The 20898-nt window shown below is 74.0% G+C and carries 15 protein-coding genes; 12 read left to right on the top strand and 3 right to left on the bottom strand.

The window, feature by feature from the left end; all coding sequences use genetic code 11:
* The 4 genes from ACGFRG_RS14225 to ACGFRG_RS14210 all read left to right on the top strand — a co-directional run bounded on the left by ACGFRG_RS14225 (window position 1) and on the right by ACGFRG_RS14210 (window position 4800).
* Window positions 1–663 (top strand): hypothetical protein, encoded by a 663-nt coding sequence (locus ACGFRG_RS14225; protein WP_361424654.1) that lies wholly within the window; start codon window positions 1–3, stop codon window positions 661–663.
* A gap of 893 nt (window positions 664–1556) precedes the next feature.
* Window positions 1557–2843, top strand: coding sequence for a proton-conducting transporter membrane subunit (locus ACGFRG_RS14220; RefSeq protein ID WP_393263841.1), 1287 nt, complete (start codon window positions 1557–1559; stop codon window positions 2841–2843).
* Window positions 2843–4339 (top strand): NADH-quinone oxidoreductase subunit C, encoded by a 1497-nt coding sequence (locus tag ACGFRG_RS14215; RefSeq protein WP_393263839.1) that lies wholly within the window; start codon window positions 2843–2845, stop codon window positions 4337–4339. The genes ACGFRG_RS14220 and ACGFRG_RS14215 overlap by 1 nt, the downstream gene beginning before the upstream one ends.
* A gap of 17 nt (window positions 4340–4356) precedes the next feature.
* Window positions 4357–4800, top strand: coding sequence for a VOC family protein (locus ACGFRG_RS14210; RefSeq protein WP_361424989.1), 444 nt, complete (start codon window positions 4357–4359; stop codon window positions 4798–4800).
* Here the strand turns inward: ACGFRG_RS14210 and ACGFRG_RS14205 are convergent.
* On the bottom strand, window positions 4740–5462 hold the full coding sequence (locus ACGFRG_RS14205; RefSeq protein ID WP_393263837.1) for a DUF6597 domain-containing transcriptional factor: 723 nt from the start codon (window positions 5460–5462) through the stop codon (window positions 4740–4742). The genes ACGFRG_RS14210 and ACGFRG_RS14205 overlap by 61 nt on opposite strands.
* Before the next feature lie 98 nt (window positions 5463–5560).
* Between ACGFRG_RS14205 and ACGFRG_RS14200 the strand changes: the two genes are divergently transcribed.
* Genes ACGFRG_RS14200 through ACGFRG_RS14185 form a run of 4 tightly spaced genes read left to right on the top strand, consistent with a single transcriptional unit; the run spans window position 5561 to window position 12495 of the window.
* Complete coding sequence (locus tag ACGFRG_RS14200) at window positions 5561–5953, top strand: CU044_2847 family protein (RefSeq protein WP_361424642.1); 393 nt, start codon at window positions 5561–5563, stop codon at window positions 5951–5953.
* Complete coding sequence (locus ACGFRG_RS14195) at window positions 5953–7698, top strand: trypsin-like peptidase domain-containing protein (RefSeq protein ID WP_361424640.1); 1746 nt, start codon at window positions 5953–5955, stop codon at window positions 7696–7698. The genes ACGFRG_RS14200 and ACGFRG_RS14195 overlap by 1 nt, the downstream gene beginning before the upstream one ends.
* A 19-nt stretch (window positions 7699–7717) precedes the next feature.
* Window positions 7718–8746 carry a MoxR family ATPase gene (locus tag ACGFRG_RS14190; RefSeq protein WP_361424637.1) on the top strand — a complete coding sequence of 343 codons (1029 nt, stop codon included), beginning with the start codon at window positions 7718–7720 and terminating at the stop codon, window positions 8744–8746.
* The gene (locus tag ACGFRG_RS14185) at window positions 8746–12495 is read left to right on the top strand and encodes an SAV_2336 N-terminal domain-related protein (RefSeq protein ID WP_393263834.1); all 3750 of its coding nucleotides are present in this window, start codon (window positions 8746–8748) and stop codon (window positions 12493–12495) included. Before ACGFRG_RS14190 ends, ACGFRG_RS14185 begins: the two co-directional genes overlap by 1 nt.
* Before the next feature lie 87 nt (window positions 12496–12582).
* Here ACGFRG_RS14185 and ACGFRG_RS14180 read toward each other — a convergent pair whose 3' ends face one another.
* Entirely contained in the window at window positions 12583–13752 is a 1170-nt protein-coding gene (locus ACGFRG_RS14180) for a YihY/virulence factor BrkB family protein (protein ID WP_361424631.1), read from the bottom strand.
* A 17-nt stretch (window positions 13753–13769) separates the two neighbouring features.
* On the opposite strand from ACGFRG_RS14180, the gene ACGFRG_RS14175 reads away from it, so the two are divergent.
* The 3 genes from ACGFRG_RS14175 (at window position 13770) to ACGFRG_RS14165 (ending at window position 17614) form a co-directional block, all read left to right on the top strand.
* On the top strand, window positions 13770–15416 hold the full coding sequence (locus tag ACGFRG_RS14175) for an acyl-CoA dehydrogenase family protein (protein WP_393263832.1): 1647 nt from the start codon (window positions 13770–13772) through the stop codon (window positions 15414–15416).
* A 321-nt stretch (window positions 15417–15737) separates the two neighbouring features.
* Window positions 15738–16988, top strand: coding sequence for a GAF domain-containing protein (locus tag ACGFRG_RS14170; protein WP_393264394.1), 1251 nt, complete (start codon window positions 15738–15740; stop codon window positions 16986–16988).
* A gap of 59 nt (window positions 16989–17047) precedes the next feature.
* Window positions 17048–17614, top strand: coding sequence for a GNAT family N-acetyltransferase (locus ACGFRG_RS14165; protein ID WP_361424625.1), 567 nt, complete (start codon window positions 17048–17050; stop codon window positions 17612–17614).
* 6 nt (window positions 17615–17620) lie between these two features.
* Here the strand turns inward: ACGFRG_RS14165 and ACGFRG_RS14160 are convergent, their stop codons facing one another.
* Entirely contained in the window at window positions 17621–20590 is a 2970-nt protein-coding gene (locus ACGFRG_RS14160) for an NACHT domain-containing protein (RefSeq protein WP_393263830.1), read from the bottom strand.
* Between the two features lie 179 nt (window positions 20591–20769).
* Here ACGFRG_RS14160 and ACGFRG_RS14155 point away from each other — a divergent pair, with 179 nt between their 5' ends.
* On the top strand, window positions 20770–20853 hold the full coding sequence (locus ACGFRG_RS14155; protein WP_310591794.1) for a putative leader peptide: 84 nt from the start codon (window positions 20770–20772) through the stop codon (window positions 20851–20853).
* Window positions 20854–20898 lie beyond the last annotated feature (45 nt).

Here is a 20898-nt window from a genome sequence, read left to right as displayed (position 1 = left end):
TTGGGCGTCAGTGTCTTCACCCAGCTCCTCGACCTCGCCTGCGGGGCGTTCCTGCTGGCCGCGGTGGTAATGCTGTGGCGCCGCGAACTCGCGGCGGTGGTACGGGTGTTCGCCTGGCAGAGCGTCGCTCTCGCGGCGGTGGCGGCGCTGCTCGGGCTGCACGAGGCGCGGGCGGACCTGGTCGCGGTGGCGGTGGGAATCGGGGTGCTGCGGGCCGGAGTGCTCCCCTACCTCCTTCGCCGCGCGCCGAGCGGGGTCGCGGACGCGTCCGATTCGCCGCCGCTGGTGAACGGGGCGGGTTCGCTGCTCACGGCGGCGGCGCTCACGCTCCTCGCGTACGCGGTGGCGCGGCCGCTGGTGGCGCTGAACCCGACGCCGGTGACCCGGGCGCTCCCGGTGGGCCTGGCCGTGGTCCTGATCGGCTTCTTCGTCCTGGCGACGCGGCGGCACGCGGCGGCCCAGGTGATCGGCTTCCTGCTCCTGGACAACGGCATCACCGCCATCGCGTTCCTGGCGGCGTCCGGAGTACCGCTGATCGTCGAACTCGGCGTCTCGTTCGACCTGCTGCTCGCGGTGGTGGTGCTGCACATCCTCGCGGTGCGGATGCGGGAGGCGTTCGGGTCGGTGGCGCATATCGACGATCTGCACGAACTGCACGACTGACGGCTTCGCCGTCCCTTTCCGGATTTCTGGAGGTGCCCATGTTCCCCGAGCTACTGCTGACGGCTCCGGTGGCCGTGCCGCTCGGGGTGGCGGCGGTGTACGCGGTGGCGGCGCAGCGGGCGGACGCGCGGGTGCGGATTCCGGCCGCGCGGTCTGCCGGCGCGGGCCCCGCCGGCGTGTCGTGCGACCGCGGGCCGGTCGGGGCCAGTCCCGCGGTTCCCCGGGCCCCTGAAGAAGTGCGGGGCGCGGGGGCCGCTGGCGTGTTGTTTGACTGCGGGCCCGTGGGGGCTGGGCGCGCAGTTCCCCGCGCCCCTGAAGACGTGCGGCCACAGAGCGAGGTGCGGGGCGCCGGGGCCGCCGGGATGTCGTTTGACCGCGGGCCGGTGGGGGCTGGGCGCGCAGTTCCCCGCGCCCCTGAAGACGTGCGGCCACAGAGCGAGGTGCGGGGTGCGGGGGCCGCCGGGATGTCGTTCGGCTGCGGGCCCGTGGGGGCTGGGCGCGCAGTTCCCCGCGCCCCTGAAGGGGCGCGGGCCGCGGGCCGCGCCGGGGGGACGGGGCAGCCCGCAGGCCCCGTCGGGGGGCAGGGGCGGAGCCCCGAGCCGGGTGCAAGGAACGCAAGCCCCGCCTGGGGTCCGGGGCGGAGCCCCGAGCGGGGTGCAGGGGCCGCAGGCCCCGCCGGGGGGACGGGGGCGGAGCCCCCGGGAGAAGAACACCTTTACCCATTCCCCGGCCGCCCGCCCAGGGCCTTCGGGAAGGGGTGGGGTGGGGCAACTTACGCCGGGCTCATCGCGCCCGGCGTCATTCTCGGCTCCGCCCTCGGACTCGCGCGCGCGGCGCACCCCGCCGTCTCCGCCTACGGCGACACCCTCCGGGCCGACGCCCTCACGGTCTGGATGCTGCTGGTCGTCGGCGCCGTCGCCACCCTCGCCGTGGCGGCGGGCCCCGCCTACCTCGCCGGAGAACGCGCGGCCGGCCGCGCCGCCGACCGCACGGCGCACCGCTACCACCTCCTCGTGCACGCCTTCCTCGCCGCCATGTGCCTCGCCGTACTCACCGGCAACCTCGGCGTCCTGTGGGTCGCCGTCGAGGCCACGACCGTCGTCACCGCGTTCCTCGTCGGCCACCGCCGCACCCGCACCTCCGTGGAGGCCGCCTGGAAGTACGTCGTGATCTGCTCCGCCGGCATCGCGCTCGCCTTCCTCGGCACCGTCCTCGTCTACTACGCGGCCCGCCGCGCGGGAATCCCCGAGGCGGGCGCGCTCGACTGGCGCGTCCTGGTCGCGCACGCGGACCGCCTCGACCCCGACGTCACCCGGCTCGGCATCGCCCTGGTCGCCCTCGGCTACGGAGCGAAGGCCGGGCTCGTACCGCTGCACGCCTGGCTGCCGGACGCCCACAGCCAGGCGCCCGCGCCGGTCTCGGCACTGATGTCGGGCGTACTGCTCGCCGTCTCGTTCACGGCCGTGCTGCGCTACAAGGTGATCGCGGACGCCGCCCTCGGCCCCGGTTTCGTCCGCGTGCTCCTCGCCACCGCCGCCCTGCTCACGCTCGCCCTCGCCGCCGGACTGCTGCTCGCGCAGCGCGACTACAAGCGGATGCTGGCGTATTCGAGCATGGAGCACATGGGTCTGATCGCGCTCGGCGCGGCCGTCGGCGGCCCGCTCGCCACCGCCGCCGTACTGCTGCACATCGCGGGGCACGGCCTCGCCAAGACGGTCGCGTTCTGCGCCTCGGGGCAGCTGCTCCAGCTGCGCCGTACGTCCCGGATCGGCCGGGTGCGCGGGCTCATCGCCTGGGCGCCGGGGCTCGGCACGGCTCTGGCGCTCGCGGTGGTGGCCCTGCTGGGGCTGCCGCCCTTCGCCCTGTTCGCCTCCGAACTCGCCCTGGTGCGGGCGGGGTTCGCGGCCAAGATGGGGGTGCCGGTCGTCGCCGCGCTCGCCCTGGCCCTCACCGCGTACGCGGCCCTGGCCGTGCGCACGGCCCGCATGCTGCTCGGCCCGGCGCCGGACACCCACATGTCCGAAGGAACCGGAGCCGCGACCGCCGCACCCGTGCGCATCGGCCCGGCCGCCGGCGCGCCCCTCGCCCTCGGACTGTGCTGCTGCGCCGCGCTCGGACTGACCGTGCACCCCCTCGCTCAGCTGCTCACCGCGGCCGCGCACATCGCCGGAGGGCAGTGATGAACCGCACCACCACCCCCGTCACCGAGGGCGTCGACCTCTCGGTACGCGAACTCCCCGACCGTGTCGCCGACTTGCTGGCCCGCGGGCACCGGCTCGCGCTCGTCTCGGCGCACCACGACGAGGACGCCGTGCGCGTGGTGTACCTGTTCGTCACCGGCCCGCCCGACACCCGTATGGAACTCCACGTACGTCTTGATCCGGCGCGCCCCGCCGTGCCCACGCTCGCCCAACTCTCCTTCCCTGCCGGGCGGTTCGAGCGGGAGATGCGGGATCTGCACGGCGTGGTACCGCTCGGCCATCCGCTCCCCCACCGCCTGGTGCGCCACTTCCACTGGCCGCGCGGCTGGTACCCGATGCGGCCGGACGCGGGCGCCGCGCCGCCGTTCGGGGAGCAGGAGGGCCCGTACCCCTTCCTCGCCGTCGAGGGCGACGGGGTGTACGAGATCCCGGTCGGGCCGGTGCACGCGGGGCTCATCGAGCCGGGGCACTTCCGCTTCTCGGTGGTGGGCGAGACGATCATCCGGCTCAAGGCGCGGCTGTGGTTCGTCCACAAGGGCATCGAGAAGCTCTTCGAGGGGCGGACGGCCGAGGCCGGGCTGCCGCTGGCCGAGCGGGTCAGCGGGGACACGGCCGTCGGGCACGCGCTCGCGTACTGCCTGGCCGTCGAGGAGGCCACCGGCGCCGAGGTCCCGGCCGGCGCGCAGCACGCCCGGGCGCTGCTGCTCGAACTGGAGCGGCTGCACAACCACGTCACCGACCTCGGCGCGCTCTGCAACGACGTCGGCCACTCGGTCCTCAACTCCCATGCCCTGCGAGTCCGCGAGCGGCTGCTGCGGCTGAACGAGGCGACGACCGGGCACCGGCTGCTGCGCGGCGGGGTCGTGCCGGGCGGCGCCCGGCTGCGGACCGTCCCCGACCCGGCCGAGCTCGCCCGGGTGGGCGCGGACGTCCGGGAGATCGCGGACCTGGCGCTCGGGCACGCCACCGTGCGCGACCGCTTCACCGGCACGGCACGCCTGAGCGCCCAGGACGCCCGCGACCTGGGGTGCCTCGGCTATGTGGCACGCGCCAGCGGGCTCGGCACGGACGCACGCGTCGCGCACCCGTTCGCCCCTGGCGTGCGCCCGCCCGAGCTCGTGGTGCGCACGACGGGCGATGTGCTCGCGCGTTTTCTCGTACGGGCCGAGGAGGCGCGGGCCTCGGTGGCCCTCGCGGGCGCGCTGGCGGCGGAGGTGCGGGCGGGCGACACGGTGGTGGAGCTGCCCGGGCGCCCGGACCGCGCCTCGGGCACCGGCATCGTCGAGGGCTGGCGCGGCGCGATCACCACCCGCCTCGAACTCGCCCCGGACGGACGGCTGACCCGGGTGAAGGTGGTCGACCCGTCGTTCTTCAACTGGCCGGCGCTGCCGGTCGCGCTGGCGGAGACGATCGTCCCGGACTTCCCGCTGGCCAACAAGAGCTTCAACCTGTCGTACGCGGGCAACGACCTGTGACCCAGGGGGCGCGAGCGCTGTCCGATTCGTTCAAGACCGGCCCGCCGGGCCCGGCCTACGGTGACGGCATGAACGCACGATTCGACGCCATCGGCCTGGTCGTCTCCGACATGGCCGCCTCGCTCGCCTTCTACCGCCGCCTCGGCCTGGACATCCCGGCCGACGCCGACACACAACCGCATGTGGAGTACACGCTCCCGGGCGGCCACCGCATCCTGTGGGACACCGAGGACGTGGTGCGCTCCTTCGACCCCGAGTGGACCCGCCCGCAGGGCGGCGGCCGCACCGGGTTCGCCTTCGTCTGCGACAGCCCGGCCGAGGTGGACACGGCGTACGAGGCCCTGGTGGCGGCCGGGTACCCCGGCCATCTCAAGCCCTTCGACGCCTTCTGGGGCCAGCGTTACGCGACGCTCCACGACCCGGACGGGGTCGAGGTCTCCCTGTTCGCCGCCTCCGCGTAGGCCGTGAGGGTCGTGCCGGCCAGTGCGCGCATCTCCCGGGCGAGATGGGCCTGGTCGGCGCACCCGGCCGCGAGCGCCGCCTCGGCGTACGGCACCCCGGCCTGTACGAGAGCGACGGCCCGCTGGAGCCGCAGCACGCGCGCGAGGGTCTTGGGGCCGTAGCCGAAGGCGTCCAGCGAGCGGCGGTGCAGGGCGCGGGTGCCGAGCCCGACGGCCTCGGCGCTCGCGGCGACCGACCGGCCCGCGTCCAGCATCGCCACGACGGCCCGCATCCGCGGATCCGGTTCCTCGGCCCGCGCCAGCGCCACGGCCTCAAGGGCCGCCGCCGGGTCCGGCGCCTGCGCTATGCGCTCGGTGAGGCGGCGCACCTCGGCGCCGGGCCAGAGCGCGGCGAGCGCCACGCGCCGGTCGCGCAGCTCGTGCGCCGGGACACCGATGGCCGCGGGCCCCGCGCCCGGCGCGAACCGCACCCCGGCGTACCGGACCCCGGCGGCCGCGTACGGCACATACGCGTGCGTGTCCGGTCCCGCCACGAAGAGCTCCCCGTCGCGCCACAGCAGGTCCATACAGCCGTCCGGCAGGACGGGACGGGCGGCGCCCGCCTCCATCGTGCGCGCCCAGACGACGGCACCGGCCAGCCGTGACGGACGCTCTCGGTACATGTCTTCGAGGCTAACCCGGACAGGCCGTAACCCGGACAGCGGCGGTGCTGCTCCGCAACAATGGACGCCGGTCCGGCACGGTCTGCGAGGGGGCGTCGATGGGTGCGCTGATGGAGTTCCGCACGGACGACGGGGCGCAGGTGACCGTGGAGGTCGAACGGCACGCGCCCGGCGCCAAGTTGGTGCGGCGCGGCGACAACTCGGTGGCCCAGGCGGCCCGTACGTTCGACGACGCCCTGGACGGGATCCGCGCGGCCGCCGAGTCCGCGCTGCACGTCTTCCGGGACGGGCGGCTCAGACCGGACACGGTGGAGCTGGAGTTCGGCGTGAAGCTGACCGCCGAGGCGGGCGCGGTGATCGCGAAGACGGCGGTGGAGGGGCATCTGGTGGTGAAGCTGTCGTGGGCGCCGGGGGCGCGGCGGCAGGAGGCCGACCCCGTGCCCGCGGCGGATCCGGCGGTCCCGGACCCCGGAGCCACGGCAGCGCGGTGATGGCGTCACCCTCCTGGCCCGCGTACATCTCCTGCGGCGGCGCGGTCGGCGCCGGGTTTCTGTTCACCGACCGCCATGTGCTGACCTGCGCGCATGTGGTGTGGCAGGAGGAGCGGGCCGAGATCCGCCTGCCCGGGCTGGCGGGCCACGAGCCGGTCCTCGCGCGCGTGGTGGCGCGCGGCGGCTGGGCGGGCGACAGCCGGGACCCCGGCGACTGGGCGGTCCTGGAGCTGCCCGGGCCGGTGCCGGTGCGCCCCGCCCGCTTCGCCCGCCTCGACGCGCCGTACGCCTACCCCGCACCCAAACTCCTCGCCCACGGCTTCCCGGAGGGTTACGAGGAGGGCCTGATCAGCGAACTCCGCGCCTCCACCCACCAGTTGACCGGAAACGAATGGACCCAGCTGGAGGACTGGAAGGGGTACGGGGCGTCGGTGAGCGGCGGGTTCAGCGGGTCGGCCGTGAGCCTCGCGGACGGCGGCGAGGTGGTCGGCATGGTGTGCGCGATGGAGCCCGTACGGATGGTCTCGGCGCACGTCCTCGCCCGGTCCTGGCCACCGCTGGCCGAGCACGTCCCGACCCCGGGCCACGACCCCGGTGAGAAGCGCGCGCTGGCCGCGCTCGTCGCGCGCGTGCCCGACGGAACGGCCGACCCGGACCGGCTCTTCGGGCAGGCGGTGGGACCGCTCGGGCTCGCGCCGCCGGACGGCGGGTTCGCAAACGTGTGGGAGGCGGTGTGGCATCTGCTGGCCGAGTCGGCACCCCGGGCGGGCGCCTTCCCGCTCGCGGAGTTCGCCGTACGGCTGGCGACGGCGGTCGACGAGGGGCCGTCGCCGGACGCCGCGCTCGGGCGCGAGCTGCGCGCCTGGGCGCAGGCGTACCGGGCCCGCCGCGACGCCCCGGCCGGCGGCGCGGGCGGGCCGGGCCGGGCGCCCGACCTCGGCTGGTCGCCGGTCCTGGTCGACATCAACCGCAGCGGCGAGGGCAGGAACGCGCTCCTGGTCGAGGTGTACGCGTACCGGGACGGCACCCGCAGGCTCGTCGACGCGACCACCGTCACCGGCGAGAAGCAGCTGCGCGACTGGGTGCTCGACCGGGTCGACGACGCCTTCGGCGATCTCGACGACCGGGGCCGGGCGCTCGTCGCCTTCGCGCTGCCGCGCACCTGGCTGAACAAGCCGGTCGACCAGTGGGTGCGCCGCAAGGGCATCGAGCCTCCGCTCGGCTGTGTCTCGCCGGTCGTCGTGATGGACCGGCTGCGCCGCCGCAACCCCAGGCTCCAGTGGACCCTGCGCCAGATGTGGGACGTCCTCGACGGCCGCCGCACCTCTCCGGTGCACCGCATCGAGTGCGGCGCGGCGCCCCGGCCGGACAAGCTCTCCGTACAGCTCCAGGATGTGTACGGGCCGGTGGGGTTCGCCCGGCCGCCGGACCCGGGACGCGCGGCGACCGGCCCGCACGGGGCCGCGCTCGACGCGCCCTCGCCGATCGTGCTGTGGCCGCACACGGGCTGCGCCGGGGCGTCCTGCGACGGCGGCTGCCGGGGCAGCGGCTTCCTGGACGCGCTGGCCGAGCGGCTGACCCGGCTCGCACCCGGCGAACTGCCCGGCCATGTACTGACGTTGCGCAAGGAGGCGTTCGTGCACGACGAGGACGCGCCGCACTGGGCGGCCGGGCTGACGCTGGTCTGGGAGGACCCGCGCCGCTTCCCGCCCGTCACCCCGCCCGACCGCTCCCCGCTGAGCTGAACGACTGGAGCAGCCCGAGATGTCCCTGTGGCCCGTGTACACCGGCGGCGGCGAACCGCACGCCGGGATCGGTCAGTTGCCCCCGCCGCCGCCCTGGCGCGCCTTCAACGGCACACCGCTGCTGCCGCCGCCGTCCGAGGACCCGGACGACGCGTCCGCGTCACCGGACCGCACCCACCGGGCCGAGACCTACGTCGTCACCGACCGGAGCGTCGAACTGGTCAACGCGGCCCTGTACCTGAGACGGCCGCTACTGGTCACCGGCCCGCCCGGCAGCGGCAAGTCGAGCCTGCCGTACGCGGTCGCGCGCGAGCTGATGCTGGGGCCGGTGCTGCGCTGGAACATCACCAGCCGCAGCACACTGACCGACGGGCTGTACCAGTACGACCCGCTGTCGCGGCTGTACGCGTCACGGGAGACCGAGGCGTTCTCGGGGAGCGGCATCGAGGACCATCTGCGGCTCGGCCCGCTCGGCACGGCCCTCCTGCCGTACCGCGACCCGCGCGTCCTGCTGATCGACGAGATCGACAAGGGTGACCTGGACCTGCCGAACGACCTGCTCAACGTCCTGGAGGAGGGCCAGTTCGAGATTCCGGAGCTCGTACGGACCGCTCACCACACCCCCTACGCCGAGGTCCTGATGTCGGGCGGCGACTGGCGGACACGGGTGCACCGGGGCCGGGTGCGGTGCAACGCCTTCCCCTTCGTCGTCCTCACCAGCAACGGCGAGCGCGAGTTCCCGCCCGCGTTCCTGCGCCGATGTGTGACGCTGGAGCTCCGCCAGCCGGACGAGAGCCAGCTCAAGGCGATCGTGGAGGCGCATCTGGGCGAGCTCGACCAGGACGCCCTGGAGCTGGTCGACCGTTTCCTCCGTCGCGCGTCCGGCGGTGAACTGGCGACGGACCAGCTGCTCAACGCAGTGTATCTGACGCGCACTTCGGGGCTTACGGGAACCTCCCGCAGCCGGCTCGCCGAGCACCTGATGCCGTATCTGAGCCAGGGCTTCGAGCCCGGCGAGCCACGGCCCGACGACGCCGACGACTTCTGATGACTTCCGACGAGCCGGACGGTCCGGTTCCTTCCGGGCGGCGGTCGACGGACGCCCTGCGGCGGGTGCTCGGCGCGGCGGGCACCGGCGTGCCCACCGGCCAGGAGATCGCCGAACTGCTGTGGCTGGCCCAGCACATGCGCCCGGAGCCCGAGGTCCGCACCGACGGCGAGCGGCTGCCGCCACCGCGTTTCCCCGAGGACACCCCGCGGCCCGACGCCCCGGCCGCCGACGAGCCACCACCGGCCCCCGCCGAGCGGCCCGACGCACCGGAGCGCGTACCGCTGCGCACCCCTCCACCCGGCCGCCCCGCGCCCGCGCCGGAGCGCGGCGGCGAGCACGCGCCCTTGTTGGCGCCCGCGCCCCCGATGCTGGCGCATCCGCTCGCGCTCCAGCGTGCCGTACGCCCGTTGAAGCGGCGGGTGCCGTCGGCGCACGAGCGGGAGTTCGACGAGACGGCGACCGCGCACCGGGGCGCGCTGTTCGGCGCGCGCCCCGAGTGGTGGCTCCCGGTGCTGCGGCCCCGGCCGGAGCGCTGGCTGCATCTGCGGATCGTCTTCGACGCGGGCCCGACGATGACGATGTGGCGGCCGCTGCTGCGCGATCTGCACCGGGCATTGGCGCAGACGGGCGCGTTCCGTACGGTCGAGACGCTGCCGCTCACCACGGACGGCGGCGTTCCGGTGCGCCCGGCCGCGACGAGCCGCACGGCCGTCCTGGTCCTCAGCGACTGCATGGGCCCGCAGTGGCGAGCCGGTCCGGCCGGGCGCCGCTGGTACCGCACCCTGCGCGGCTGGGCCCGCACGCTGCCGGTCGCCGTCGTCCAGCCACTGCCCGAACGGCTCTGGCAGTACTCCGCGTTCACCCCGACCGCCGGCCTCCTGAGCGCCCCGGGCCCGGGCGCGGCGGGGGCGAACCTGACCTTCCTGCCGTACGACACGGACGCGGCCCCCGCCGTCCCCGGCGCCCTCCCGGTGCCGGTCCTGGAGCCCGCCGCGCGCTGGCTGGGGAACTGGGCGGAGCTGGTGGGAGCGCGGGGCGGGGCCCAGGTGCCGGGCGCGGCGGCCCTGTTGGGGCCGTCGCCACCACCGCCCGCCGAGGCCCGCGAGGCACCCGCGCCCGACCTGCCCGCCGACGAACTCGTCCTGCGCTTCCGTTCGGTGGCCTCCCCGGCGGCGTTCCGGCTCGCGGCGCATCTGGCGGTGGGGTGTGCGCATCTGCCGGTGATGCGGCTCGTCCACGCGGCCGTGGAACCGCACCCGCAGCCGCAGCATCTGGCCGAGGTCGTCCTGAGCGGCATGCTGACGGCGCTGCCGGGCCCGGCGGGCGCGTACGAGTTCCGGCCGGGCGTACGCGACGTGCTGCTCGGCACCCTGCCGCACACCGCCCACGTCCGCACGGCGGGCCTGCTGAGCCGCGTGAACGCCCGGATCGAGGCGCTGGCGGGCGCGGTCCCGGGCGAGTTCCGCGTCCTGGTGGCGGCGCACGGGGGGCCGGTGGGGGCGGTGCCGGGCGACCCGTTCGCGCTGGTCAGCCGGGAGAGCGTGCGGTTGCTGCGGGGGCCTCGGGAGGCGGGAGGCGGGAGGCGCGTGCTGGTGGGGCGGACTCTTCACAACGGGGACGACCTGCGCCTGGTCACCGAACTCGTGCACGCGCCGACGCTGAGCGAGGCGATGCGCGACCACCCGAACGGGTTCCCGGCCGACGTTATCGCGCGCACCGGCCGGGATCTGCTCTCCGCCCTTGAGGACATGCACCAGCTGGGCATCGCGCACGGTCAGGTACGGGCCGAGAACGTCCTGCTCTCGCCCGACCGGGGGGCGCTGCTCTGCGAGCCGGGGGCCTCGGCACCGGGCGTCACGCCCACACCGGAGGACGACCTTCTCGCGGTCGGAAACCTGCTGTACGACATGGCTCTGGGGGCACCGTTCACCGCCGAGCGGCTGGCGACGGAGCCGGTCGAGATCAACCCGGGCGCGGTACGCGCCGGACAGCTGCCCGCCGCCCTCAACGCGGCGATCGCCCAGCTTCTGGACGAGTCCCCCGCGGTACGCCGCCGCGCCGCAGCCGCACTCCTGGCCACCCCCGCCGACGCCCGCCGCGTCTACCGGCTCCTCGGCCCGCCCGAGGCGTGGGTCAACGGCGTCCCGTCCCCCGACGGCGACGGCCCCGAGCTGCGCATGCTGTGCGCGCTGGTCCTCTCGCGCGGCAACCGGGTGAGCGGCACCGAGCTGTGGGAGCCGGAGTGGACGCAGGACGTCCACGCCGTCGCCGCCCGTCTCGTCCGGCAGGGCCATCCCGTCCAGGAGGGGCCCGACTCGACGTACCACCTGCTGCTCCAGGGCATCGACGTCGACCTCTTCAGCGTCGAACAGCTCCTTTCCCAGGCCGAGACGGCCCAGGGCCAGGGCGACCACACGCTGGCCCTGGAGCGGTACGAGACCGCGCTCGGGCTGTGGGCGGGCGAGCCGCTGGAGGGGATGTCCGGCGAGTGGGCGGACCTGTGGCGCGGGGAGCTGGCCGAGCTGCTGCGGACGCTCGCCGAGCGGCGGGACGTGCTGCGCAGCGCCGTGCCGCGCCCGATGGTGGTCATCGAGGTGACGTCGAGCGCCGACGGCAACACGGTCCCCGTCCCCGTCGCGCTGATCCGCATCGTCGAGGAGGTGTTCGGCGTCGCACCCCAGGTCCAGGAGTTGTACCGCGCGACCTACCTCCTCCTGCATCCCGACGGCACGGCGTCGGCCGCGCTGGACCGGCTCGTGCGGTGGCTGCCCCTCGCGCTGCCGAGCAGCGTGCAGAGGGCCGAGCTCGAACCCCTGAGCCTGCGCGCCCTGGTGCAGCTCGATGCGGAGTTCATCCGGTCGAGGTATCTCATGGGCATCCCGCCGGAGCCCCGGGAGACGCCTTTCCCCGGCACGGTCGACGTCTGCGTGCCGGACGCGCTCCACCGCCTACTCGACGAACGCGACGCGGACCAGTACGAGCGCTTCGAGGACGGCGGATTCGTCATCTGGTTCCGGCGGGTCGAAGCCGCCGGGCCCCACACAACCGTCCTCCGGTTCCCCCTCCCCAGTGCCGTCGACAGCCTCGCGTTCACCGCCGACGCGCACGTCACCTGGCGGTCGCAGTACACGCGCGACGGCTCGCGGGCGGAGGAGGTCGAGCGCTGGCTGAGCAGCGAACTCGCCCCCTCGCTGCGCGGCTACGGGCTCGCCCGGCTCGCCGAGGCCCAGGCGTGGGTGGACGAGTACCTGGGCGGTCCGGCGACCTCGCGTCGCAGGCTCGACTTCGTCGCCCGCGTCACGCTGGGCCCCTCACTCGCCCCCCTGCGCACCCTCCTCGCCCCCGTACGCAAGGTCCTCGTCGACCACGACGGCACTCTCGCGCGGCCCCACGCGCGCGAGGCGGTCCGGGCGCTCGTCGGTTCCGGCCGTCAGGTCATCGTCGTCACCGGCGGTACGGAGGAGCCCGTACGCGATGCCCTCGGGCCCGGCCTGGCGGACGTCGCCGTCGACATCCGGGCGCACACCCGGATGGGTGAGGACGCCGTCCTGCAGTCCGTCAGGACCGTCGCCGGGTCGCTGGTGATCGGCCGGATGCCGCACGCCGCGGCCACGGCCGTCCGTCTCGGCGTGCCGTTCGTGGGGCTGGCCGACGATGCCGCCTCGGCGGCGGATCTGCGGGCCGCGGGGGCCACGCTGGTGACCACGTCACTGGGGGCGATCACGGGTGCGCTTGCTGACGCGTGAGCGCGAGCGCTGGCGCTGGCGCTGGCGCTGGCGCTGGCGCTGGCGCTGGCGCTGATAGCCGGGTCCTTTGACTAAGTGACCCGGCACCTACCCCTTGTCCCGGCCCTGCGCGTCCCGTCCCCCGTGCAGCCGGGACTTCACGTCGTCCGGGGGCAGGAAGCGCGACCACCGTTCGGGGTACTCCGACGGCATCCCGGGGTCGCCGAAGTCGAGGTCGTCGGGGTCGTCGGGGTAGGCCGCGCGGGCCTGGGCGGCGCGGGCGACGATCTCGGCGGCCTGGGCGGTCTTGACCCGTTCGTTGGCCGCACGCGCGGCCGCCGTCGCCACCGACGGCCACACGCGGTCGATCGCCGCGTTGACGGCCGCGCCCACCAGGACCGCGAAGGCCGACACGCCGATCCACAGGAGGACGGCCACGGGCGCGGCCAGCGAGCCGTAGATCGTGGGGCCCTCGACCGTGTTGGTGAGGTAGATCCGCAGCAGGAACGACCCGAGCACCCACATCGCCAGCGCCACCAGCGCCCCCGGCACGTCCTCGATCCACGGCGAGCGCACCGGCACCGAGACGTGGAAGAGAGTCGTCAGGAACGCCACCGAAAGGAGGATCATCACCGGCCAGTACAGGACGCTGATCAGGTCCGTCCCCCACGGGACGAGCTCGACCACCCGGTCCGGCCCGACCACCGCCAGCGGCAGCACCAGCGCGCCGATCAGCAGCGCCGCGATGTACAGGAGCAGCGAGAGCATCCGGGTGCGCACGATGCCCCGATGGCCGTCGAGGCCGTACATCACGGTGATCGTGTCGATGAAGACGTTGACCGCCCGCGAGCCCGACCAGAGCGCGAAGGCGAAGCCGAGGGAGACGATTTCCGGACGTTTTCCCTTGGTGACGTCCGCCAGCAGCGGCTCGGCGAAATCGTGGACGCCCCGGTCGGAGAGGACCGACTGGGCGGCGGTGAGGATGTTCGAGTTGATGCTGGCGACGGTGTCCGTGTTGGTCCAGCCGTCCACGTATCCGAGCAGCGCGATGAGGCTGAGCAGCAGCGGGGGCAGCGAGAGCAGGGTGAAGAACGCCGCTTCGGCCGCGAGCCCGAGGATGCGGTACTCGATGCACGAGTTGACGGTGTCCTTCAGGAGCAGCCAGGCCATCTTCCGCTTGGAGACGTTGCGGTAGAGGACGCGGGCCCGGTGGAGTCGGCTCGGGGCCCGGTGGAGTCGGCCCGATGGCCGCTCGGGTGTTTCATTTGCTGGCTGCACCTCCTTACCGTATCGGCATGGCAGCCACCACCCACACAGTGACCAACCAGGCTCCGCCCCTGGTGGGATATGACGTCTTCACGTCCGACCGCGCTCTCGCCGAGGGGGTGGAGCGGCATCTCGCGCCCGAGCTCGTGGACGGCGCGCGGGACGAGCTCAGCGCGCTGGGGCGCACGGCGGGCTCCGCCCAGGCCCAGGAGTGGGGGGTGCTGGCGAACGAGAACCCGCCGAAGCTGCGCACCCACGACCGGTACGGGAACCGGATCGACGAGGTCGACTTCCACCCCAGCTGGCACCGGCTGCTGGGACACGCCGTCTCGGCGGGGCTCACGGACGCCTGGGGGCGGCCGGGCGGGCATGTGCGCCGCGCGGCCGGGTTCCTGGTGTGGACGCAGGCGGAGGCGGGCCACGGGTGCCCGCTGTCGATGACGCACGCGGCCGTCCCGGCGCTGCGGGCCGACCCGGCGCTGGCCGCCGAGTGGGAGCCCCGGCTCACCTCCCATGTGTACGAGGAGGGGCTGCGGCCCGCTTCCCAGAAGGGCGGGGTGCTCTTCGGGATGGGCATGACGGAGAAGCAGGGCGGCAGCGACGTCCGGGCCAACACCACCCAGGCCAGGCCGCTCGGGGACGCGGGTGAGTATCTGCTCACCGGGCACAAGTGGTTCTGCTCGGCGCCGATGTGCGACGGGTTCCTGGTCCTGGCGCAGGCGCCCGGGGGTCTCACCTGCTTCCTGGTGCCCCGCGTCCTGGAGGACGGCACCCGCAACACGTTCCGCATCCAGCGGCTCAAGGACAAGCTCGGCAACAGGTCCAACGCGTCCAGCGAGGTCGAGTTCGACGAGACGTGGGCGCGCCGGGTCGGCGACGAGGGGCGCGGGGTGCGCACCATCATCGAGATGGTGGCGGCGACCCGGCTCGACTGCGTGGTCGGCTCGGCGGCGCTGATGCGCCAGGGCGTGGCGCAGGCGATCCACCACGCGGCGTACCGCAGCGCGTTCGGCGGGCTGCTCATCGAGAAGCCGCTGATGAAGAACGTACTGGCCGATCTGGCCCTGGAGTCGGAGGCGGCGACCACGCTGGCGCTGCGTCTCGCGGCCGCACAGGACGCCGTCCAGAGCACGGATACGGAACAGGAGCGGGCGCTGCTCCGGCTCGCGGTCCCGGCCGCCAAGTACTGGGTGACCAAGCGCTGTACGCCGGTTGTCGCCGAGGCGCTGGAGTGCCTGGGCGGCAACGGCTACGTCGAGGAGTCCGGGCTGCCCCGGCTGCTGCGCGAGTCCCCGCTCAACTCGATCTGGGAGGGCTCGGGCAACGTCCAGGCCCTTGACGTACTCCGGGCGCTCCAGCGCGAGCCGCAGGCGCTCGACGCGTTCCTCCAGGAGGTCGGCAAGGCGCGCGGCGCCGATCACCGGCTGGACGGGGCGATCAAGAACCTGCTGACCGAGCTCGCGGACCTGGACGGCATCGAGGCCCGGGCGCGCCGCCTGGTCGAGCGCATCGCACTGGTGCTCCAGGGCTCGCTCCTGGTGCGCTGGGCGCCCGCCGAGGTCGCGGACGCGTTCTGCGCCTCCCGGCTCGGCGGTGACTGGGGCAGCGCCTTCGGGACGCTGCCGCACACGCTGGACCTGGGCGCCGTGGTGGAGCGGGCGCGGGCCCGGGTCTGATCCCGGGACGACCGCGAGAGGGACCGGAACGTCCGTCGGGGGTGGTGCTGCGCCGACACGGCACCACCCCCGCACTCCCATGCGCCCTCGCGGGCCATGACGACCGGACGTCCGGTGTTCCACCACCTTCGTACACACGCACGGCTGTTCGCGAGAGTTGCAAAGGGTTGCAACCTTGTGCGGCATATCGCCGCGCGCGAACGCCGGGGCGGGCACGATGAATTCGTGACATCCGCGTTCGACTCCCCCTCGGAACGCCGGTGTCGACAGGAGGACCCAGTGCCGCACACCAACGCCCTCGACCCCGCACGGCTGGCCGCGATGGACGTACGGGAGGCCACCCGGCTGCTGAAGGCCATGCGGGCGGCCGCGCTCGCCGGACGGCCCCCGAAACCCGCGCCGCGCGCGGAGATCGACGCGTCGTGGCGCCGGGTGCTCGGCCACGGCGTCGACCCGGACGGCGGCAAGACCGCCGGGCTGCTCTCCCTGGCGGAGGTGGAGCGGCGCCGCAACGCCTCGCCCCTCAAAGAGGTGCTGCCGGTGCTGCGGGACGCGCTGGTCACGGTCGCGGACGCCGCGCAGCACATCATGGTCGTCAGCGACGCCGACGGAATGCTGCTGTGGCGCGAGGGCCACGCCTCCGTCCTCAAGAAGGCGGACGCGCTGGGCTTCGAAGTGGGCGCCGACTGGAGCGAGGGCGCCGTCGGTACGAACGGGGTGGGCACCCCGCTGATCACCCGCCGCCCGATGCAGGTGTACTCGGCCGAGCACTTCGTCTCCAGCCACCATGCCTGGACCTGCGCGGGCGCGCCCATCGTCGACCCGCGCGACGGGCGGCTCCTGGGCGTCGTGGACGTCAGCGGCCCGCTGTCGACGATGCACCCGGCGACCCTGTCGTTCGTCACCTCCGTCTCGCGCCTGGCCGAGGCCGAGCTGCGCGCCCGCCATCTGAGCGCGGTGGAGCGGCTGCGGACGGTCGCGGCCCCGGTGCTCTGCCGCGTCGGCGGCCGGGCGCTCGCGGTGGACACCAACGGCTGGACGGCGGCGGTGACCGGTATGCCGCCGGTGGACCGGCTGCCGCTGCCCAAGTCGTTCCGGGCGGGGCGGGTGTGGCTGCCGTCGTTCGGCATGTGCGCGGTCGAGCCGCTGCCGGGCGGCTGGCTGGTGCAGGTGGTGGGCGACGAGGCGCACGCGGACGCGCTGCCCACCAAGGTGGTGCTCGATCTGAGCCGCCCGCGCCGCTGGTCGGTGACGGTCGCCGGGGACGCGGGCAGCTGGGCCCAGGAGCTGAGCCCGCGCCACGCCGAGCTCCTGTACGTACTGGCCCTGCACCGCACCGGCCGCACCGCCGCCCAGCTGGCCCACGACATCTTCGAGGACCCGACGAGGACGGTGACGGTACGGGCCGAGATGTCCCGGCTGCGGCGCCACCTGGCCGAGGTGCTGGCCCACCGCCCGTACCGCTTCGCCGAGGACGTCGAGGTGGAGGTGATCCGCCCGGCCAACCCGGCGGCCCTGCTGCCGCACTCGACGGCCCCGGCGGTACGGGGCGCCCGGGACCATCCGCACTGACGCGTCGCCGCACTGACCTGCGCTTGAACGCCGGGCCGCCGCCGTGATTCGGTGACGGCATGAACATCCCCGTCACCACCTGGTCCCTGGAGCAGACGTCCCCGGCCGACCTGCGCCCCGCCGCCGGGCCCGCCTCGGACCTCCGGATCGTCCGCGCCGAGGTGCCCTCGCCGGAGTTCAGCCGCTTCCTCTATACGGCGGTGGGCGGCGACATCCGCTGGATCGACCGCCTGTCGTGGTCGTACGCGACCTGGCAGGAGTTCCTGTCCCGGCCGGGCGTGGAGACGTGGGTCGCGTACGAGAACGGCACGCCGGCGGGGTACGTCGAGCTGGAGGCGCAGGACGAGGGCGCGGTGGAGATCGTCTACTTCGGCCTGATCCCGGCGTTCCGCGGCCGCCGCATAGGCGGCCACCTCCTCTCGTACGGCATCGCCCGAGCCTGGGACCTGGCCACCCGCTGGCCGGACCGCACCCCGACGAAGCGGGTATGGCTGCACACCTGCTCCCTGGACGGCGAGCACGCGATGGACAACTACCTGCGACGCGGCTTCCGGCTCTTCGACACGAAGGTGACGGAGGAGGCGGAGGTGGCGGCGCCGGGGCCTTGGCCGGGGGCGCTCGGCTAGGTTCTCCTAGGTTCTCCGGTTGAGGTGTTCGTGGACGAACCGGCGCAGGGGGGTGCCGATGGCGGTGGCGCGGAGGGTGAGGGTGCGGGCTCGCTGGACGAGCACGGTACGGGCCGCGAAGACGGCCCCGGCGATCGCGGCCGCCGCGACGGCGCCCCACCAGTCGTACCAGGCGAGGACCGCGTAGGGGCCGATGGTCGCCAGCAGGACTCTGACGACCGGCGGAGCCGCCCAGGGGTTCCTGAGCACGTCGGCGACGATCAGCCAACTCCACCCCCCGATGCCCAGTACCAGCACGGCCCACCCCGACCAGCTCGGCCCCCACAGCGGCCCGCCGAAGCCCTCGTACGGCGCCTGGACGGCATACACCGCGCGGATGGCAGCGCAGCCGGAGACGGCCAAGGCCACGGCGAGGATGAGCCGATAGTGCCAACTGCGAGCGAAGTAGTAGTGCGGGTGCTCGACGGGGTCGTTGACCCGTTCCCACTCAATGGTGTGGGACGTGCCCTGCTGGCACAGGACGACGATGGCCTCGGCTCGCAGCCAGGGCGGAAGCAGATGGAGAACGCGCCGCTGCGCCAGGGGAAAACCGACCTGTTCCAGGAACCGCTCCCCCAGTTCGAGCGACCGCTCGGACAGGGGGCTCGCCACCAGCAGCCCAGCGATGTCGTCCGGGCCGACTGTCGCCTCCCCGCGCCCCACCTCGTCCACCAGTGTCCGGTCATCCGTCGCCCAGGACGCGTTTCGCTCTTCGTCGGGGAGCCTCGCGAGGCTCAGCGCGGCGAGGACGCGGGGGTCGATCCGTACCCCGGCGGGCGGGTCCCCTCTGCTGACCACGGACGCGATGTAACTGACCAGCTCCATGATCTCCCCGTCACCGTCGGCCGTGAAAGGCTTCCACACCCACGGGTACTCGGGCGCGTAGATGACATGTTGCCGTCGCACGGCCCGCAACGCCTCCTCGATGTCCGGGTCGCGCATCATGTCACCGAGGCGGAACGCGGCCTCCTCTCTGAGGACTTGGTCGGTCGACCGCACCATGGCGTCCCAGAGCTCCACAGCGGCCCGAGGTGTCCACACCGTCCACAGGGCGCGCATCGCCTCCGCCTCGTGCGGCGCCAAGCGCCCCAGCACGGGGACCGCCAGATCCCCCATGTCCGCGAGCGCCGCCCAAGCCCCCGGCACCGTGCGCACCAGCGCGGCCAGGCGTTCCGCCGCGCGCGTGACGTTGGTGGCGGCGAGTGCGGCACACGCCGCGTCCTGCCGTCCGGCGCGTCGGCCGTCGGCCGCGAAGACCGAGAGCATGTCGAAGACCGCCGCACCCCGTGACCGCCGGTCCCCCGCCACCGCCCCGAACGCGGCGATCACCGCCTGTCGGTCCGCGCCCGTCTCGCGGCCCAGGCGGTCCCGGAACATGTTCACGATCTCGTCGGCCAGCGCGTCGTCCACCACCTGCGCGTCCGCCAGGCACTGGAACGCCAGCACGGGGTCGAGGGCGAACACCGCCCGTACGACCTCCGTGCAGTCGCGGGCCTCCGCGCCGCACCACAGCCGTACCGTCTCCCGCCACGCCGCCGGGTCGCGGCGGTAGCGCTCCAGCAGGCCGGACGGGTCGGCGGCGAGGTGGCTCGCGGCCAGGTACTCCTGCAACGTCAGATGCGCGAACTGGTACCGCTCCCCGTTGTCCACCGCCAGCAGCAGCCCGCTCCGCTCGACGATCTCCTCCAGCACCTCCTGCGCCCGCTCGATGGGACGCCCCTGTTCCGCGAGCGTGTCCCGTACATGTGCGAGGACGTCCTTCTCCGGCAGGGCGAGGCGGTCGTGGACGTCCGACGGGATGTCCTGGGCGGCCAGCGCCAGGCGCTGCAGGACCGCCTTCTTCACCGGGTGCGAGAAGCGGGCCTGCCGCTGGCGGTCGCCGAGCAGGCTGTCCGTCACCTGCTTGTAGAAGTCGGCGCGGGTGTGCGGAAGCACCTGGTCCGTGCCCGCGTACACATTGCTGTAGAGGTACGCGATCATCGTCAGGAGCAGCGGGTTGCGGGCCAGCGGCATCAGCTGCGGGGTGTCGCGCAGCGCGCCGAGCAGCTGCTCCACCGTGTCGGCCGCCAGGTGCTGCGGCCAGGGCCAGCCGTGCAGGAAGCGGCGGATCAGCCGCTCGTCGAACTCCTGGACCCGCAGCGTGCGGTCGACGTCCTCGTTGAACTCGCCCCGGTACACCGCGATGCGGCAGGTGATCACGGTCCGGCACTTCGCATGGGTCCGCATGAACTCCCGGATCGCGTCCGCGACCCCTTTGCGCTGGGCCGTCGCGACCTCGTCCAGACCGTCGAAGTACACGGCGAGGCGGCCCTCCGCGAGGGCCCGGTCGATCCACTTCCCGGCACCCGGGAAGTCATGGTCCGCGAAGTGTTTCACTATGTGGTCACGGAGATCCCCCTTGTCCAGGTTCACCTCGTGCAGCTTCAGCAGTACGGGGACGTCGACGAGCTCCCCCAGCTCCGCCTTCGGCGGGCGGTGGCGGCCGTACCAGGTCAGGCGCGGCGGGCCGTCGGGGCGGTAGCGCTCACGGCACCAGGCGAGCACGGTGTGGCGCAGCAGCATCGTCTTGCCCGCGCCCGGCACGCCGAGCACCACGGCGCGGCGGGACTCGTGGAGCGACGCCGCCGCCTCACTCTGCTCGGCGCCCGCGCCGAACCCGGACGCGGTGCGCAGCGGCACGTACACCGAGGCCATGTCCATCGCCTGCGGGTCGTCGACGCGGAAGGAGACGGCGAAGCGCGCGTTGCGCCCGTACGTCTTGGCCGTGTAGCGGCGCAGGGCGGTGCGGGCGAGCAGCGCGCTGCCGGCGAGGCGGTTGTAGAGGAGGGCCGCCGCCTTGTCGACGAGTGTCCTGAACCAGTCCTTCAGCTTGAGTACCAGCACGCCCAGGACGAAGGCCCCCGCCGCCGGGATCCATGACCGAAACTGCTCCCCCATGAGCGTGCCCCCTCGCCCGTGCGCCTCCCCGGCAACAGGCAGGATAGGAGCGGGGCGGGTCCCGCGTCCGGCATACGGCCGAGGTGACCCACAACACACCGTCTCACCCATCGGGACATTGTTGTCCACCATATGGATAGTGGTGGACTGGCCCGAGATGGCCGTGACACGCTTCCGTCATGTCCGGAACTGGAATCGCCTTGGTGAGTCGACGACACGTCGATCTCGGCCGCATGTCCAGCGCCATCTGTCCGGCCCGCTGAGAGACCCAGCACCGCCGCCCCAGTTTTGCTCCACAGTTCCTGCGC

The sequence above is a fragment of the Streptomyces sp. NPDC048696 genome (genome assembly GCF_043198895.1).
Lineage (GTDB): Bacteria > Actinomycetota > Actinomycetes > Streptomycetales > Streptomycetaceae > Streptomyces.
The sequence above is the reverse complement of the archived record's forward strand: the minus strand, read 5'-3'. Positions and strand labels throughout refer to the sequence as shown.

Coding starts and splice junctions, on each gene's coding strand:
- ACGFRG_RS14220 (WP_393263841.1), top strand. CDS start 1,557: ATGCTGCTGGTCGTCGGCGCCGTCGCCACCCTCGCCGTGGCGGCGGGC.
- ACGFRG_RS14215 (WP_393263839.1), top strand. CDS start 2,843: ATGAACCGCACCACCACCCCCGTCACCGAGGGCGTCGACCTCTCGGTA.
- ACGFRG_RS14205 (WP_393263837.1), bottom strand. CDS start 5,462: ATGTACCGAGAGCGTCCGTCACGGCTGGCCGGTGCCGTCGTCTGGGCG.
- ACGFRG_RS14200 (WP_361424642.1), top strand. CDS start 5,561: ATGGGTGCGCTGATGGAGTTCCGCACGGACGACGGGGCGCAGGTGACC.
- ACGFRG_RS14195 (WP_361424640.1), top strand. CDS start 5,953: ATGGCGTCACCCTCCTGGCCCGCGTACATCTCCTGCGGCGGCGCGGTC.
- ACGFRG_RS14190 (WP_361424637.1), top strand. CDS start 7,718: ATGTCCCTGTGGCCCGTGTACACCGGCGGCGGCGAACCGCACGCCGGG.
- ACGFRG_RS14185 (WP_393263834.1), top strand. CDS start 8,746: ATGACTTCCGACGAGCCGGACGGTCCGGTTCCTTCCGGGCGGCGGTCG.
- ACGFRG_RS14175 (WP_393263832.1), top strand. CDS start 13,770: ATGGCAGCCACCACCCACACAGTGACCAACCAGGCTCCGCCCCTGGTG.
- ACGFRG_RS14170 (WP_393264394.1), top strand. CDS start 15,738: ATGGACGTACGGGAGGCCACCCGGCTGCTGAAGGCCATGCGGGCGGCC.
- ACGFRG_RS14165 (WP_361424625.1), top strand. CDS start 17,048: ATGAACATCCCCGTCACCACCTGGTCCCTGGAGCAGACGTCCCCGGCC.
- ACGFRG_RS14160 (WP_393263830.1), bottom strand. CDS start 20,590: ATGGGGGAGCAGTTTCGGTCATGGATCCCGGCGGCGGGGGCCTTCGTC.
- ACGFRG_RS14155 (WP_310591794.1), top strand. CDS start 20,770: ATGTCCGGAACTGGAATCGCCTTGGTGAGTCGACGACACGTCGATCTC.